The sequence below is a fragment of the Streptomyces sp. NPDC040410 genome, assembly GCF_055595715.1.
Window position 1 is genome coordinate 146964 of sequence record NZ_JBVIVK010000005.1, and the last position, 15573, is coordinate 162536.

12 protein-coding genes and 3 tRNA genes are annotated in these 15573 nt (G+C 68.0%); 7 read left to right on the forward strand and 8 right to left on the reverse strand.

From position 1 onward, the window contains the following. Nucleotides 1–45: 45 nt before the first annotated feature. The 3 genes from ACZ562_RS12945 to ACZ562_RS12955 form a co-directional block, all read right to left on the reverse strand. Complete coding sequence (locus ACZ562_RS12945) at nucleotides 46–237, reverse strand: DUF4314 domain-containing protein (RefSeq protein WP_471177258.1); 192 nt, start codon at nucleotides 235–237, stop codon at nucleotides 46–48. 143 nt (nucleotides 238–380) lie between these two features. Beyond that, on the reverse strand, nucleotides 381–710 hold the full coding sequence (locus ACZ562_RS12950) for a hypothetical protein (RefSeq protein WP_471177260.1): 330 nt from the start codon (nucleotides 708–710) through the stop codon (nucleotides 381–383). 208 nt (nucleotides 711–918) lie between these two features. After that, nucleotides 919–2082, reverse strand: coding sequence for a ParB/RepB/Spo0J family partition protein (locus tag ACZ562_RS12955; protein WP_471177263.1), 1164 nt, complete (start codon nucleotides 2080–2082; stop codon nucleotides 919–921). Nucleotides 2083–2933: 851 nt separating this feature from the next. On the opposite strand from ACZ562_RS12955, the gene ACZ562_RS12960 reads away from it, so the two are divergent. Further along, nucleotides 2934–3467, forward strand: a complete 534-nt coding sequence (locus ACZ562_RS12960; protein ID WP_471177265.1) for a hypothetical protein — start codon at nucleotides 2934–2936, stop codon at nucleotides 3465–3467. A 1-nt stretch (nucleotide 3468) separates the two neighbouring features. Next, nucleotides 3469–4251 (forward strand): hypothetical protein, encoded by a 783-nt coding sequence (locus tag ACZ562_RS12965; RefSeq protein WP_471177268.1) that lies wholly within the window; start codon nucleotides 3469–3471, stop codon nucleotides 4249–4251. Here ACZ562_RS12965 and ACZ562_RS12970 read toward each other — a convergent pair. After that, complete coding sequence (locus tag ACZ562_RS12970; RefSeq protein WP_471177270.1) at nucleotides 4248–5198, reverse strand: recombinase family protein; 951 nt, start codon at nucleotides 5196–5198, stop codon at nucleotides 4248–4250. The two genes, ACZ562_RS12965 and ACZ562_RS12970, sit on opposite strands and share 4 nt — an antisense overlap. Nucleotides 5199–5731: 533 nt before the next feature. On the opposite strand from ACZ562_RS12970, the gene ACZ562_RS12975 reads away from it, so the two are divergent. Next, entirely contained in the window at nucleotides 5732–7621 is a 1890-nt protein-coding gene (locus ACZ562_RS12975) for a tyrosine-type recombinase/integrase (RefSeq protein ID WP_471177272.1), read from the forward strand. A gap of 148 nt (nucleotides 7622–7769) precedes the next feature. Here ACZ562_RS12975 and ACZ562_RS12980 read toward each other — a convergent pair. The 3 genes from ACZ562_RS12980 to ACZ562_RS12990 all read right to left on the reverse strand — a co-directional run bounded on the left by ACZ562_RS12980 (nucleotide 7770) and on the right by ACZ562_RS12990 (nucleotide 8165). Further along, nucleotides 7770–7846: transfer RNA gene (locus tag ACZ562_RS12980), tRNA-Ile, on the reverse strand. A gap of 168 nt (nucleotides 7847–8014) precedes the next feature. Next, nucleotides 8015–8087 (reverse strand) — tRNA-Asn (locus tag ACZ562_RS12985). A gap of 5 nt (nucleotides 8088–8092) precedes the next feature. Then, a tRNA-Asn gene (locus ACZ562_RS12990) sits at nucleotides 8093–8165 on the reverse strand. A 158-nt stretch (nucleotides 8166–8323) separates the two neighbouring features. Here ACZ562_RS12990 and ACZ562_RS12995 point away from each other — a divergent pair. The 4 genes from ACZ562_RS12995 (at nucleotide 8324) to ACZ562_RS13010 (ending at nucleotide 14082) form a co-directional block, all read left to right on the forward strand. After that, nucleotides 8324–8629: a YtxH domain-containing protein gene (locus tag ACZ562_RS12995; protein WP_471177274.1), complete on the forward strand. Its 306-nt coding sequence runs from the start codon at nucleotides 8324–8326 to the stop codon at nucleotides 8627–8629. Between the two features lie 175 nt (nucleotides 8630–8804). Next, complete coding sequence (locus tag ACZ562_RS13000) at nucleotides 8805–10259, forward strand: FGGY family carbohydrate kinase (RefSeq protein WP_471177277.1); 1455 nt, start codon at nucleotides 8805–8807, stop codon at nucleotides 10257–10259. Nucleotides 10260–10420: 161 nt separating this feature from the next. Continuing rightward, nucleotides 10421–12154 (forward strand): ABC transporter ATP-binding protein, encoded by a 1734-nt coding sequence (locus ACZ562_RS13005; protein WP_471177280.1) that lies wholly within the window; start codon nucleotides 10421–10423, stop codon nucleotides 12152–12154. Next, the gene (locus tag ACZ562_RS13010; RefSeq protein WP_471177283.1) at nucleotides 12154–14082 is read left to right on the forward strand and encodes an ABC transporter ATP-binding protein; all 1929 of its coding nucleotides are present in this window, start codon (nucleotides 12154–12156) and stop codon (nucleotides 14080–14082) included. The genes ACZ562_RS13005 and ACZ562_RS13010 overlap by 1 nt, the downstream gene beginning before the upstream one ends. Nucleotides 14083–14190: 108 nt before the next feature. Here ACZ562_RS13010 and ACZ562_RS13015 read toward each other — a convergent pair whose 3' ends face one another. Next, nucleotides 14191–15474: an RNA polymerase sigma factor gene (locus ACZ562_RS13015; RefSeq protein ID WP_471177286.1), complete on the reverse strand. Its 1284-nt coding sequence runs from the start codon at nucleotides 15472–15474 to the stop codon at nucleotides 14191–14193. Nucleotides 15475–15573: the final 99 nt, after the last annotated feature.

A 15573-nucleotide genomic window follows, 5' to 3' on the forward strand; every position in this document is an offset into this window, starting at 1 on the left:
CCGGGGGTGCAGGGAGGCGCCCCCCTGCACCCCCGGCCTGGGCCGTCAGAGGTGCCGAACCTCGTCGCCGAGCTCCGGGATGATCGTGAGCCTGGAGCCGCTGTCCCAGTTGATATCCAGGTGCCCCAGGCGCGCGTCCCACCGCTTGACCTCGCCCTGATCACCCGGCCGCAGCTCCGTGTACTCATCGGCGGTGCGGACGAGTTCCACTCGCTCCCCCTTCTTGAATTCTTCCATTACCAACCCTTCCCTTTCCGTCCTTGTTTACACTTATATCTTAATGGCAAATACCGCCAAAGCAAGGTTCACCGAAATTGAATTCAAGGAATTTCACTCAAGACGCAGGGGGGTGCGGACTCCCGCACCCCCTCCGATCCGACCTAGCCCTCCTGCTTGTACGGGGAGGTGAAGGATGTCGGGGCCGCGAGCTGGATGACGATGTCGAATTCCGTGCGCCCGCCCTCAAGGTCAGCCGTAAGGCGGAGGACCCTGTTGGTCTCGTTGGAGAACTGGGAGGCCGTGACCTCCTCCAGCTCGACGAACACTTCCGAGGTCGGGCCGGGCACCAGCTCGCGTGACTCCGAGAGGAGGAAGGACAGGTACGCCGCAACGTCGCGGATCGCCGGGTGGGCCGACTTGCTCCCCCAGTCCACGTACTCCGACCTGACCTGGTGCAGACCGACCGAATCCAGTTTCACGCTTTCCGTCATTTTCCCGATTCCAATCTTTTGAGGATTCCCTTTCCTGTACTTATATCTTATTGGAATTGCCGGGCCGGGTACATATTCACCCGGAATTGATTTCCCTGAATTCCGTAATTCCGACACTCGGCACGCAGCGGGCGCGGCCCGGATTCCAGGCCACGCCCGCTCTTGCACCAGGGGGATGGGGCGCGGCTACCGCCGCGCCCCATCCGCTCTACTGGGTCGGTTCGGCCTTCTTGGCGGGCGTCCGCCGCGCCGGGGCCTTGGTGGCCGCCGCGCGCGCCGCAGGCTTCGGGGTGGCGGGCTTCGCGGGCGCCTTCTTGGCCGTGGGCCGCGGCTTGGCTGCCGGCTTGGCCTCGCTCTTGTCCGTGACCTTCGGCTCAGCGGGCTTCTCGGCCGCCTCGGGCTTGACCTCCTCGTCCATCTTCTTCGCTGCCGCCTCCTGCTTGACCTCAACGGCGGCCTTGTTGAACTCCGCCTCCATGGCCCGCTGGATGCCCTGAGCCTTGCTCAGCATGTTCTTCACCATCTGGACCTTGGCGTGCAGGCGGGTGACGACCCGCAGGTGGCGGGCGAGGTCGTCGCCGAGGATGACGGCCAGGTCCTCGGGCTTCTTCTCTGCCAGGTCCTCCAGCAGCGGAATCAGGACCTCTTCCGCCTTGCCGAGGCCGTCCTTCGCCTTGGCCTTGGCCGCCTTGCGCTTCTCCGTCTCCTCCGCCGTGGGCGCCTGCTCGTTGGTGAGGGAGGTCTGCTGCTCCATCATCTTGAGGCCGTTGGCGAAGTGCTGAGCCTCGGCCTCGCTGTCGAAGTCGCCGCGCACGTACCGCATGGCGGCCACCATCTGGTTGGCCGGGTTGAGCTGGGCGATGTGCCAGGCGAGGTTGTTCTTGATCTTCCCCTCGTCGACCATCTGGGCCACCTCGGGGCGCAGGGTGAGCAGGCCCAGCCGCCAGGTGATGTGGGTCTCCGTCTTGCCGAACTGCTTGGCAATCTTGGCCGGGGTCCATCCAGCGGCCTTGAGGTCGGCGTACGCACCGGCCTCTTCCATGATGGTCATGTCCGCGCGGTTCACGTTCTCCGCGATGCTGAGGACGTACGCCTTCTCCTCGGAAGCCCCCTCAACGAGCTTGGCGGGGATGACCTCCAGGCCGGCCGCCTGGCAGGCCCTCCAGCGCCGCTCGCCCGCGATCAGCATGTACGGGACCTTGCCACCCTCGACGGGCCGCACGACCACCGGCTGGAGGAGGCCGTTCTCCTTGATGCTGCCGGTCAGCTCCTCGTGCGCCTCCTCGGAGAAGAACTTCCGGGGCTGCTCCGGGTTGGGGGCGACCTCGCTGATCTTGACGTTGATGAATTCGACCTTGTTGGTGTCAGTCATTTTCCCGCGCCTTCCGTGAATTCCTGTAAGTGTTTCCCTTTGTTCTTACACTTATATCTTAATGGCAAATACCGCCAAAGCAAGTGACGAACTCTTTTAATTCAAGGGAATTCAGAAAGGGAATTCGGGGTGCATTCTTTTGAATTCCCCGCACGGGCGCAGCGGGTACGAGAGAGCCCGCCGCGACCAGTGGTCACGGCGGGCTGATCCCGTCACGCACCCCGACGGCCGCACCTGGCGGCCGACTCCTCGCCGGGCGGGGCGCGGGGGGTCGGCCACCCGGCGAGGAGTAGGAAGAACGCCGCTCACGCGACGCTGCCGAGCGTGAAACCTGCGGCTGCTGCACCCGCTCGGCACGTCAGAACGTACATCAGCCAATCAAAAATGTCATCTATCTCTGCGAGGGGGCAGCCCTCGAGGCTGTCAGGATTCACCCCCGTCATCCCCTGCGCCCCGTTTCGACTCATGCAGAAGCGCCATCGTCTCCACCGTTCTGCGCGCGTCTTCTCGCGCCGCCGCGTCTGGCGCGCCCCACAAGGCCCGCGGCGGCTCCTTCGCTGTCGCAGCGATCTGCCGTTCATCAATCTCCGTCTCCGGCATGGACATGCGGCTCCTCCCGTGCACGGCGCGCAACGCCGCCTCGCCCGCCCAATAGGACTCCTCGGGGCACCTACCGCGAGGCAGGCACAGGGGAGCATGCCGGTGCCCGCTCACCGGTTGACGCTCCGCCGAGAAACTGTGCAACAAACCCTATAACCCTCGCCACCTGCGAGGTAGTGTGGTCTACGCCCGTAGTAGTTACTCATGGGTCACACAGTCGCGAGCATACGACACAGCCAGAGAAGACGGTCATGGCAGACACCCACGACGCCGGCAGGCCCCTGAGCCTGCAGGCGAAGCTGCTCACCCTGTTCAGGCTGCGGCGCGACTCCGACGGCTTCACTCCCAGTGCGCGGGACATCGCCAACTCCACCGCCGCCGGGCCCAGTTCCACGGTTTCCCACGGCCAGGTGGCCAGCCTCGTCAACGGGAAGAGCGGCAACCCGCGGGCGTCGACCATCGACTCCTTGGCCCGTGCCCTTGGCGTGCCGGCCGCCTTCCTGCTGCGCGGAGCCGAGTGGGACGATCTCGCCGCGCTCACGGTCTACGCGACACGGCCCGAAGCGCGCGAAGTCCTGCGTTTAATGCAGGGCCTTGAGGTGCAGGACATTCTTGAAATCAGCACCAGGCTCCAGGAGATTCGTCGTCGTGAGGGACTGTCTGAAGATGTCCCGGCGATCCCCCCACCCCCTCCCGGCGTTGACCAGCCCCGCGAGGGACGTCCACGCCGCCGGAGCTTGGACGACGCCGCTGAGCGGGCAGCGGATTACCTGGAAGGACACTGACGTGGACGGCCCGATCTTCGGCCTGTGCTCGGTGCTCACCCTGCTCGGTACGGCGATAGCCCTCAGCCGGAGTCTCTGGCGCCAGAGACGCGGTAGCGACGCGTTCCGCGTATCGCGCAGCGCGCACGTCCTCGCCCTGGTGAGCAGCTTCGTCGGTTCCCTGCTGGCGATCCCGTTCGTAGCAGAGATCGTGGACGGCGCCACGATGACCGAGCTGTCCTCGCTCGTCTCGGACATCTCCGCGATCATCTTCTGCGCGAGCCTTCAAGTCATGGTTATCGACTGGGAGTACGAGGGCCTACCCCACGCCGTCAGCATCGCGTGCCGCATCGCTATGGTCGTGGCGGTGTCCAGCTTGCTGATCTGGCAGTACCGCCGCACCGATCCGGCGCGGCTCGACCTGGACCTGTCCACTTCGTACGCGCAGGTTGACGCTGTCCGTACCTACCTGCTGACGTACCTGGGCTTCTTCGCTGCCGCAGGGATCGAGGTGGCGGCGCGTGCGGCGAGGCTCGCTCACGGGGTCTGGCGGCAGGGCCGCTCGGCAGGCACCGGGCTGGCCGTGGCCGCTGCCGGCGCGACGCTGGGCGTCTTCTACGCCCTGAGCCGGGGCGGCTACGTCCTCTCAGTCGAAAGCGGCCATGCATGGCCGCTGGCGCTTGACAACGTAATCAGCCCCACGCTGGCGGGGCTGTCCATCGGGGGTATCACTGGCGGGCTCTCGATGGCCGTGCTCAGCAACAGCCGCCGTTCCGACGAACTGCGTCACGGCATCAGCGTCTAGGCAGAGCGCGGCTCTTGCTCAGCGGCACCCCACTGCCGCCAGGTGAAGCCGACCCGGTCCGCATCCACCGTGCGCGAGCCTCTGGACGCGGCCGGGTACACCGCAATCTGCTCCAGGAGAAGGACGACCAGCCCCCTCTTGGCCTTCAACGGCGCATGCTTCCACCAGCGCACCAGATCCGGCACGGACCCAACGGGCACGTGCTTGACCTGCTTCAGGAACCGGGCCTGCGTCGACTTCTCCCGGGCAAGGTTCGTCAGCTCCTTGTCGGCCACCTTGAAGGCGGCCAGCGACATCCCCGACCCCGCGGCGTAGTCCGCACCCAGCTTCTTCTGCCGTCGGCGCGCCGCCGCCGCTTCCCGGTCCAGATCCTTCGCCTGGGCAAGCAGTTCATCCCGCGCAGCCTCGATCAGCTCCGCGACCTCCGGCTTGGCCAGCTCGCCCAGAACCTGCTCGGCCACGTACTTCTCGTACAGGTCCGCGTTGATGCGGACCTTGCCGCAGCCGCCCGGGTGCTGCGCCGTGCTGGGCGGGCAGCGGTGCCCGCGGGCTCCAGCGTTCGACGGCGACGCCCCGAGCGTGTGGGCACACAGGCCGCACACACTGATGGGCCCGGAGAGCAGGTACTCCTGCTGATCTCCGCGCTGCTTGTCCGGGTCCTTGACCTGTCTCATGGCGCGGATCGCCATGAAGTCTTCGACGGGGATGATCCGAGGGCCGCCGCTGTCGACCAACTCGCCGTTCTCGTCCTCCATCAGACCGGCAATCGCCGGGTGATAGAGCACGCCGGCCAGTACATCCGGCTTGAACTGGCCCCCCCGAGTGGTGCGGTAGCCCTCCTCACTCATCCACGCCGTGATCGCGTCGAAGCTCTGCTGGGCAAGCCGCCGCGAGGCGGCGGCCCGGATGCCCTCCGCCTCCGCCTCGCGTACGCGTCGGTACGCCATGTCTTCAAAACCGTAGAGTCTCGGCATTTTCGACCCCTCTACCCGACCCCCACAACGTCTCCCAATTTAGCAGCGAGATAGGTAACAGTAATGACAAACCAACGCACACCTCAGATCCCTCTGTGTCTGACGATCATGGACTCACCTCCGCACGAGGCTCGACACCGAGCACACGCCACAGTTCGGCTGTCGGAACGCGGACTGTCCCGCCCAAGGGCAGCGTCCGGACGGGGAACGTGCCCGCCCTGATCAACTCGTACGCCTTGTCTCGGCCAATGCCCAGTGCACGTCCAGCTGTCGTCACATTGACCGTGGCTGGAAGAGCTAGCAGCTCCTCCAGCCCCATGGCTCCGCTTCCGCCTGCTTCGTGAGCAGTCATGTCGTTGGTCGCCTGTCTCCCCCGCGCCAACTGGAAAACGACTTTACAGCAGTGTCCGACAGCCCCAGCAAGATCGAAAGAGATCACGCCAGACACGTACTGAAACGTACGCACACCGATGACTGGCGAGCCAATCGACAGACCAGGGGGTCGGATGTTCGAGCCGAGCTACTACCGGCGGTGCCAGTGCAAGGGGCCACTCAAGGACAAGGAAGGCGACCCGGTCTTCAACGACGACGGCACCCCGAAGATCGGAGACATCGGGCTGTCATGCCCCAAGCTCGGGAAGGGCCACGGCACTTGGTACTTCTACTTCGAGGCCGAGCCTGGCGAGGGCGGCAAGCGTGCACGGGTCCGCCGAGGCGGCTTCACCAGGCTGGACGATGCCAAGAAGAAGGCGAAGGAGCTCTACGACGCCGCGTCCGCCGGCACCGACGTGCTGTCCGACGAGAAGTGCGGAGACTTCTTCGCCCGGTGGATCAAGGCGAAGAAGTCACTGGCTCGCACCACCCGCCACGGCTATGAGGAGCACATCAACAACTACCTGCTCCCTCACCTCGGCCACATCAAGCGACGGGACCTCAAGGTCCGCCACCTCGACAAGATGTACGACGCGATCGAGAAGGAGAACGCCGAGCGAATCCTTCACCGCCTGCGCGTCGATCAGCTCCAGAAGGACCGTGACGACGCCCACCAAGCCTGGGTGAGGACGGCGGGCTATGCCAAGAGGGAGGAGCGCCGCGTCACCCGCGGTGCCTTCCTCGATGCGAACGCGGCGCTCCGCGAGGGCAAGAAGGGGCTGCGGAAGATCACCTCCGCCGCCACCATGCACCGCATCAACGACACCCTCAGCTCAGCTCTCTCCTGGGGGATCAAGCGCGAGCAGGCGTTCACCAGGAACTGGGCCCAGCTCGTAGAGCTGCCGCCAGTCACCCGGCCCAAGCCGCTGGTCTGGACGCCTGAGCGCGTCGAGCACTGGAAGCGCACCGGCGAGAAGCCCGGCCCCGTCATGGTCTGGACGCCGGAGCTCACCGGCCAGTTCCTCGACTTCGCCAAGGACGACTGGCTCTACGAGCTGTGGCACAGCTTCATCTTTCTCGGCCCCCGCCGCGGCGAGATGGCCGCGCTGCCCTGGACAGAGGTCAGCACCGATGCCCTCTGGCTGCGGATCTCCCAGCAGATCGTCGAAGTCGCCTACAAGCTGTACGGCGAAGCACCCAAGGCCGACAGCGTCCGCACCCTCTCGCTGAGCCTGGAGTCCGGCGACAGCCTCGTCAGCTTCCGCGCGAAGCAGGACCGGATGCGCCAGCAGTGGGGCGACGCCTACGTCGAGAGCGGCCGGGTGTGGACGCACGAGAACGGCGAGGAGCTGCACCCGGACTGGATATCCCGACGCTTCACACGCCTCGTGGAACTCTCCGGCCTACCGCCGGTCCGCCTCCACGATCTTCGCCACCTCGCCGCCACCCTGTCCCTGCTCGCCAAGAACGACATCAAGGTGGTCCAGGAGAAGCTGGGCCACTCCTCGCGCCAGATCACCTCCGACACGTACACCAGCGTCCTGCCCGAGATGATGCGGGCTGAAGCCGAGTCTGTGATGTCCGTCGTTCCCCGCGACATCGCCTACGAGGTGCGCACCCCGCTGGAGATCCCCGAGGCGGCCTGGCAGGCCGACGTCGCCGTCTTCTTCGCCCACGGCGCACGGCAGTCAGGCGAGACCTGGGCCGTTGGGGCACAGCGGCAGCCGGACTCCGACCTCCTCGGCATGATCACCCTGACCGGCCGGGGCCAAGGCGACGCCGCCAACGCGGCCGTGAGGTGGATACGCGATCACTGCACCGCGAACGATCTGGAGCTGGTCAGGGTGGAGAACTTCAACGACCGCTACCCGGAGGAGCAGCAAGCCGACTTCTCGCTCACACGCTTCACGATCGCCCGCTCCGAGTCCCTGGGCCCGGACAGTTGGGCGCTGCCGACGGGCCTGCCGCCCGCCGCGTCCCGGACCGGGAGCCGGGCTTCGAAGGGGCGCCGGAAGGCGGCATGACAGCTCCTGTGTCCCCCGAACCGGTCCCGTGTCCCCTGTGTGTCCCCTGGATCTTGGTCTGAACGAATGAACGGGGGTCACCACCTTGGAGTGGTGACCCCCGTTCTTACGTTTCCGCAGGTAGAAACGGTTCTGCTCGCGTAGTGAATGGTGGGGCGGGTGGGACTCGAACCCACGGCCGACGGATTATGAGTCCGCTGCTCTAACCGGCTGAGCTACCGCCCCATAGCGGCGTGTCGCGTACATGTGTGCGCGCCGTCTGCCGCAGCATAGCCGCTCATACGATCTCCTGCTTCGGATGGTCGACTTCGCCTGCCCTGGAGGACTCCACCTGCGGCGCAGTGGTTCCCGCTGACATGAAAAAGGACCCCTGCGGGGTCCTCGTTCAGCATGCTCCCCCGACTGGACTCGAACCAGTAACCTGCCGGTTAACAGCCGGCTGCTCTGCCAATTGAGCTACGGAGGACCGAGCTCCCCCGACTGGACTCGAACCAGTAACCTGCCGGTTAACAGCCGGCTGCTCTGCCAATTGAGCTACGGAGGAATGCCTCGTTGCATCGAACGTACCTACCTGGGTATTCGCCAGGGGGCGGGCGCTCGCTGCGACACATACATTAGCGCAAGCAGGGGGGTGCTCCGCCAATCGGTTCCCCCCGGCACCGATACCGCACCGAAGGCCTACGCAAGGGAAGGGTGGCCGCCATGCGCTACCGCCTCACGTTCGTCGCCGGACTCGCTCTGGGCTACGTGCTGGGCACGAAGGCCGGACGCGAGCGGTACGAGCAGCTGATGAAGTCCGCTCGTCAGGTCGCGCAGAACCCCGCCGTCCGCAACACCGCGGAGACGGCGGCGCAGCAGGGCCGCCAGTTCGCGGGCAAGGCGTACCACGCGGTGAGCGACAAGGTCGGCGACCGCGTGCCCGACTCGGTCGCCCAGCGCGTGCGCACCCTGCGTGAGCGCAACACGAACGGCAGCGGCGGGGACGACTGGGGTACCAGCAACACGTAGCCTTCACCCCCCTTCACCCCCCTTCGCGCCCCCTGCGGGCTGTCCTTCGCGCCGCCCGTAGGGCCGTCCTTCGAGGCCGTTCTTCGCGCCGTTCTTCGCGCCATCTTTCGCGCTGCCTCACTACGGCGTGCCGACCCGGCGCGTTCACCTCGCTTCGTGCGGCAGAATTTTGAGCATGGGGATAGTCGCCGGGTTGGACAGTTCGCCCGATTTCACTCGTATCGTCGTCTGCGACGGGGACACCGGAGCCGTGCTCCGGCAGGGATATGCGCCGCATCCGACGGAGGGCACCGAGGGCGGCGGCAGGCCTGCCGACGTCGATCCGCAGGCCTGGCTGCTGTCCCTCGGTGAAGCGGCCGGCGGCGGGCTCCTCGAAAGCGTGCAGGCCATCGGCGTCTCCGCGCAGCAGAACGCCGTCGTGCCGCTCGACTCGCAGGGCAACACGGTGCGGCCGGCGATGGTCGGCGGGGACCGGCGGGCGCAGGTCGCGGCCGCCGATCTGATCGACGCGCTCGGCGGGCGCGAGGCCTGGGCGCAGGCCGTTGGCTGCGTTCCGCAGGCGGCGCTGCCGGTGACGAAGCTGCGCTGGCTCGCCAAGAGCGAACCCGACGCGGCCGCGCGCACCGCCGTCCTCCTGCAGGCGCACGACTGGCTGGTGTGGCAGCTGCTCGGCCGGCCCGTCAGGAGGACCACGGACCGCGGCGGGGCCTCCGGGACCGGTTACTGGTCGCCCGCCACCGGCGGCTACCGGCCCGACCTCGTCGAGCTGGCGCTCGGTCACCATGCCATGCTGCCCGAGGTGATCGGTCCCTCCGACGCGGCCGGTACGACCCCGGAGGGGCTGCTGATCTCCGCCGGGACCGGCGAGACGATGGCCGCGGCCTTCGGGCTCGGGCTCGGTCTCGGGGACGCGGTCGTGTCGCTGGGCGCCTCCGGGTCCGTGATGGCCGTGCACCCCGAGGCGCTCGTCGACCAGACCGGGATGATCACCTCCCTGGCGGACGCCACGGGCATGCACCTGCCGGTCGTCACCACGCTGAACGCCGTACGGACCCTGCGCGGGACCGCCGAACTGCTCGGGCGGCCCGATCTGGAAAGCCTGTCCGAGCTGGCGATGAAGTCGACGCCGGGCTCTCACGGCCTCGTCCTCCTGCCCTATCTGGAGGGTGAGCGGACGCCGAGTCTGCCGCACACCGCCGGGACGCTGGCGGGCCTGCGGCGGGAGTCGATGAAGCCGGAGCATCTGGCGCGGGCCGCGTTCGAGGGCATGCTGTGCGGGCTCGCGGACGCGCTCGACGTGCTGCGCGGCCGGGGTGTCGAGGTGCGGCGGATCTTCCTCCTCGGCGCGGCCGCCGAGCTGCCCGCCGTGCAGTCCGCGGCGCCGGCGCTGTTCGGGGCGCAGGTCGTGGTACCGCAGCCCGCCGACTACGCGGCGATCGGTGCCGCCCGGCAGGCCGCCTGGGCGCTCGGCGTGTCGCAGGGCACCCTCGACCCGCGTACCCCGCCGGCCTGGCAGGGCGCGGTCGCGCAGGTGCTGGAACCAGGCGAGGATCTCGCCGTGGGGCAGGCGGTGCGCCAGCAGTTCGTGTCGGTGCGGGAGCAGACCCATCCCGGGGCGTTCCGCCCCTAGGCCGCATCCGTATCGCCGCCGTCGGGACCGTGAGGCCGAACGGGTAGGCCGTAGGGAGCACTGCTGTCGGCAAAATCAGTTGTGGTAACGCGGGTGGGGTGTCCGACGATAGGGGCCAGGGGCAACCATCCGCTCCTACCGGCGACTCCGAGAGACGTAGCGTGCTCATACGACTTCTGCGGACCTACCTGAGGCCCTACAAGAAACCCATCGCCCTGCTGGTGCTGCTGCAATTCCTGCAGACCTGCGCCACCCTCTACCTGCCCACACTCAACGCGAAGATCATCGACAACGGTGTCGTGAACGGCGACACCGGCTACATCCTCTCGTTCGGCGCCCTGATGATCGGCATCTCGCTGGCACAGGTCGTGTGCAACATCGGTGCCGTGTTCTACGGCGCCCGGACCGCGGCGGCACTGGGCCGGGACGTCCGGGCCGCCGTCTTCGACCGGGTGCAGTCCTTCTCGGCGCGCGAGGTCGGCCACTTCGGCGCGCCCTCACTGATCACCCGCACCACGAACGACGTCCAGCAGGTCCAGATGCTGGCCCTGATGACGTTCACCCTGGTGGTGTCCGCGCCGATCATGTGCGTGGGCGGCATCATCCTGGCTCTCGGCCTGGACGTGCCGCTGTCCGCGGTGCTGGTCGCCGTGGTGCCGGTGCTCGGCATCTCCGTGACGCTCATCGTGCGCCGGCTGCGCCCGCTGTTCCGGGCCATGCAGGAACGACTGGACACGGTCAACCGGGTGCTGCGCGAGCAGATCACCGGCAACCGTGTCATCCGCGCCTTCGTCCGGGACGACTACGAGAAGGACCGGTTCCGGAAGGCCAACACGGACCTGACCGAGGTGGCGCTCGGCACCGGGAACCTGCTGGCGCTGATGTTCCCGATCGTGATGACGGTGGTGAACCTGTCGTCGATCGCCGTGGTCTGGTTCGGCGCACACCGCATCGACAGCGGCGGGATGCAGATCGGTGACCTGACCGCGTTCCTCGCCTACCTCATGCAGATCGTGATGTCCGTGATGATGGCCACCTTCATGTTCATGATGGTGCCGCGCGCGGAGGTGTGCGCCGAGCGCATCCAGGAGGTCCTCGGCACCTCGTCGAGCGTGGTGCCGCCGGCCGGTCCGGTGCGGGAGCTGCGCCGCCACGGCCATCTGGAGATCCGCGGGGCCGGGTTCCGCTACCCGGGTGCCGAGGAGCCGGTGCTGAAGGCCATCGACCTGGTGGCCCGGCCCGGCGAGACCACGGCCGTCATCGGCTCGACCGGCAGTGGCAAGTCCACCCTGCTGGGCATGGTGCCGAGGCTGTTCGACGCGACCGACGGCGAGGTGCTGGTCGACGGGGTGGACGTGTCCACCATCGACCCGAAGCTGCTGGCCAGGACGGTCGGGCTGGTACCGCAGAAGCCGTACCTGTTCGCAGGCACGGTCGCCACGAACCTGCGCTACGGCAATCCGGACGCCACCGACGAGGAACTGTGGCACGCGCTGGAGGTGGCGCAGGCCAAGGACTTCGTGGAGCGGCTGGAGAACGGGCTCGACTCGCCCGTCGCGCAGGGCGGAACCAACGTGTCGGGCGGCCAGCGCCAGCGCCTGGCCATCGCCCGAACGCTGGTGCAGCGCCCGGAGATCTACCTCTTCGACGACTCCTTCTCCGCCCTCGACTACGCCACCGACGCGGCCCTGCGCGCGGCGCTCGCCCGTGAGACCGCCGAGGCGACCGTCGTGATCGTCGCCCAGCGCGTGGCGACCATCCGCGACGCCGACCGGATCGTGGTCCTCGACGAGGGCCGGGTCGTCGGCGCGGGCAGGCACGACGAGCTCATGGCGGACAACGAGACCTATCGGGAGATCGTGCTCTCCCAGCTGACGGAAGCGGAGGCTGCCTGATGGCCGGGCCGATGGGGCGGATGATGGCCGGGGGCGGCCCCGATCAGCGCTCGATGGACTTCAAGGGGTCGGGCAGGCGCCTGATCGCCCGGTTCAAGCCGGAGCGTGTCACCATCTGCGCGCTGCTGTTCTGTGTGGTCATCAGCGTGGCCCTCAACGTGATCGGGCCGAAGATCCTCGGCGAGGCGACCGACCTTGTCTTCGCGGGCATCGTCGGGCGCGGGATGCCGTCCGAGGCCACGAAGGAGCAGGTCCTCCGGTCCATGCGGGAGCAGGGCGACGGTGCGGTCGCCGACATGCTCAGGAGCACGGACTTCACTCCGGGCGAGGGCATCGACTTCGCTGCGGTCGGCGGCGTGCTCATGATCGCGCTCTGTACCTTCCTCGCCGCCGGCCTGCTGATGGCGGTGGCGACGCGTCTGGTGAACCGGGCCGTCAACCGGACGATGTACCGGATGCGGGAGGACGTGCAGGCGAAGCTGTCGCGGCTGCCGCTGTCGTACTTCGACAAGCGGCAGCGCGGTGAGGTGCTCAGCCGGGCGACGAACGACATCGACAACATCGGCCAGACGCTCCAGCAGTCGATGGGCCAGCTCATCAACTCGCTGCTCACCATCATCGGTGTGCTCGCGATGATGTTCTGGGTGTCGTGGCTGCTGGCGCTGGTGGCGCTGGTCACCGTGCCGCTGTCGGCGGTCGTCGCGACGCGTGTGGGCAAGCGGTCGCAGCCGCACTTCGTGCAGCAGTGGCGCACGACGGGCAAGCTCAACGCGCACATCGAGGAGATGTACACCGGGCACACGCTGGTAAAGGTGTTCGGGCGGCAGGAGGAGTCGGCCGGGCAGTTCGCCGAGCAGAACGAGGCGCTGTACGAGGCCGGGTTCAGGGCGCAGTTCAACAGCGGGGTCATGCAGCCGCTGATGATGTTCGTGTCGAACATCAACTACGTGCTGGTGGCTGTCGTCGGCGGGCTGCGGGTCGCGTCCGGCTCGCTGTCCATCGGTGACGTGCAGGCCTTCATCCAGTACTCGCGGCAGTTCTCGATGCCGCTGACGCAGGTCGCGTCGATGGCCAATCTGGTGCAGTCCGGTGTCGCCTCTGCCGAGCGGATCTTCGAACTCCTCGACGCGGAGGAGCAGCAGCCGGACCCCGTGCCGGGCGTACGTCCGGAGGAACCGCGCGGGCGGGTCGCGCTGGAGCACGTGTCGTTCAGCTACGACCCCGAGAAGCCGCTCATCGAGGACCTCTCGCTGGCTGCCGAACCCGGGCACACGGTCGCGATCGTCGGCCCGACGGGGGCCGGCAAGACGACCCTCGTGAACCTGCTCATGCGGTTCTACGACGTCTCCGGCGGGCGCATCACCCTCGACGGCGTGGACATAGCGAAGATGTCCCGCGACGAACTGCGCGCCGGAATCGGCATGGTGCTCCAGGACACCTGGCTGTTCGGCGGCACGATCGCGGAGAACATCGCGTACGGCGCCTCGCGGGAGGTCACCCGTGGGGAGATCGAGGAGGCGGCGCGAGCGGCCCACGTGGACCGGTTCGTGCGCACTCTCCCCGACGGCTACGACACCGTGATCGACGACGAGGGCACGGGCGTCAGCGCCGGCGAGAAGCAGCTGATCACCATCGCGCGGGCGTTCCTGTCCGACCCGGTGATCCTGGTGCTCGACGAGGCGACCAGCTCGGTCGACACCCGTACCGAGGTGCTGATCCAGAAGGCGATGGCCAAGCTCGCGCACGGGCGCACGTCCTTCGTGATCGCGCACCGGCTGTCGACGATCCGCGACGCCGACACGATCCTCGTCATGGAGAACGGATCGATCGTCGAGCAGGGCGCCCATGCCGACCTGCTCGGGGCCGACGGGGCGTATGCGCGGCTGTACAAGGCGCAGTTCGCTCAGGCGGTCGCCGAGGTGGACTGAGGGGTGCACCGGGCCGGCGCCGGCGGGTGGGTTCACTCGCCCGCGCCGGCGGGTGCCGCTCTCTGTGGGACGGGTGCCGCCCCAGCGGCACGACTGCCCGCAGCCTCGTCAGTCGAGGTAACCCCTCAGCTGGTCCGCGAACGCGTGGTCCCGCAGCTTGTTGAGAGTCTTCGACTCGATCTGCCGGATGCGCTCCCGCGTCACGCCGAAGATACGGCCTATCTCCTCCAACGTGCGCGGACGACCGTCCACCAGGCCGTACCGGAGTTGTACGACCTTCCGCTCCCGTTCGCCGAGGGTCGACAGCACCGCCTCCAGGTGTTCCCTGAGCAACAGGAACGCCGCCGACTCCACGGGCGAGGCCGCGTCGCCGTCCTCGATCAGGTCGCCGAGGGCCACGTCGTCCTCCTCGCCGACCGGGGCGTGCAGGGAGACCGGCTCCTGGGCGAGGCGGAGCACCTCGGTGACGCGCTCGGGCGGCAGGTCGAGGTGGGACGCGACCTGTTCCGGGGTCGGTTCGTAGCCGCGTTCCTGCAGCATGCGGCGCTGGACGCGGACGACCCGGTTGATCAACTCGACGACGTGGACCGGGACTCGGATGGTGCGGGCCTGGTCGGCGAGGGCCCGGGACATGGCCTGGCGGATCCACCAGGTGGCGTAGGTGGAGAACTTGTAGCCGCGGGCGTAGTCGAACTTCTCGACGGCCCGGATGAGGCCCAGGTTTCCCTCCTGGACGAGGTCGAGCATGGTCAGGCCGCGGCCCACGTACCGCTTGGCGACGGAGACGACGAGCCGGAGGTTCGCCTCGATGAGGCGGCGCTTGGCCATCCGGCCCATGACTACAAGGCGGTCCAGGTCGAGGGCCAACTGGCTGTCCAGATCAGGGGTGTTGCCGAGCTTCTCCTCGGCGAACAGGCCGGCCTCGACGCGGCGGGCGAGTTCGACCTCCTCGGCCGCGGTGAGCAGCGGGACGCGGCCGATCTCCCGCAGGTACTGGCGGAACAGGTCCGAGGACGGACCACTGGTGTCGGCGCGGCCGCGGGCGGGCTCGGGGACCTCGACGGTCTCGGCCGCGCCGGGGGGCGGTTCTTCCGGCTCGGCCGGGCCTTCCGGCTCCGCCTCGGGGTGGCGCGCGACATGGTCCCGCGGGGGCACGGCGACGAGAACGTCGGCCTCCGGTTCCGCACCGTCCGTACCGCTGTCGGTCTGGGTGAGGGTCTGGGTCTGCACGGGGGCGACCTCCAGGATGATCGCTGCTGAGGTGTGCGGCAGCGCTGCTTGGGGGGCGGAGTCGGCGGCCTCGCCGCTGTCCGTCCCGTACGCGATGAGCGGAACCGCGGGGGTGTGGGACCCGTGGGGGACGGATCGGCCGCGCTCCGAGGACTCAGGCACCGAACCCAGTGTGGAGTACGACACATCGCCGCCACGAGGGGCGTGCGGTGACTTTTTGAGTCCGGTCCGTGACCGCGCGGTTACTGCGGTGGGAAACCG

Excerpts from the sequence above, each read along its gene's own strand:
- ACZ562_RS12950 (WP_471177260.1), bottom strand. The coding sequence starts at position 710 with ATGACGGAAAGCGTGAAACTGGATTCGGTCGGTCTGCACCAGGTCAGG.
- ACZ562_RS12975 (WP_471177272.1), top strand. The coding sequence starts at position 5,732 with ATGTTCGAGCCGAGCTACTACCGGCGGTGCCAGTGCAAGGGGCCACTC.
- ACZ562_RS12960 (WP_471177265.1), top strand. The coding sequence starts at position 2,934 with ATGGCAGACACCCACGACGCCGGCAGGCCCCTGAGCCTGCAGGCGAAG.
- ACZ562_RS12945 (WP_471177258.1), bottom strand. The coding sequence starts at position 237 with ATGGAAGAATTCAAGAAGGGGGAGCGAGTGGAACTCGTCCGCACCGCC.
- ACZ562_RS13000 (WP_471177277.1), top strand. The coding sequence starts at position 8,805 with ATGGGGATAGTCGCCGGGTTGGACAGTTCGCCCGATTTCACTCGTATC.
- ACZ562_RS12995 (WP_471177274.1), top strand. The coding sequence starts at position 8,324 with ATGCGCTACCGCCTCACGTTCGTCGCCGGACTCGCTCTGGGCTACGTG.
- ACZ562_RS13010 (WP_471177283.1), top strand. The coding sequence starts at position 12,154 with ATGGCCGGGCCGATGGGGCGGATGATGGCCGGGGGCGGCCCCGATCAG.
- ACZ562_RS12955 (WP_471177263.1), bottom strand. The coding sequence starts at position 2,082 with ATGACTGACACCAACAAGGTCGAATTCATCAACGTCAAGATCAGCGAG.
- ACZ562_RS12970 (WP_471177270.1), bottom strand. The coding sequence starts at position 5,198 with ATGGCGTACCGACGCGTACGCGAGGCGGAGGCGGAGGGCATCCGGGCC.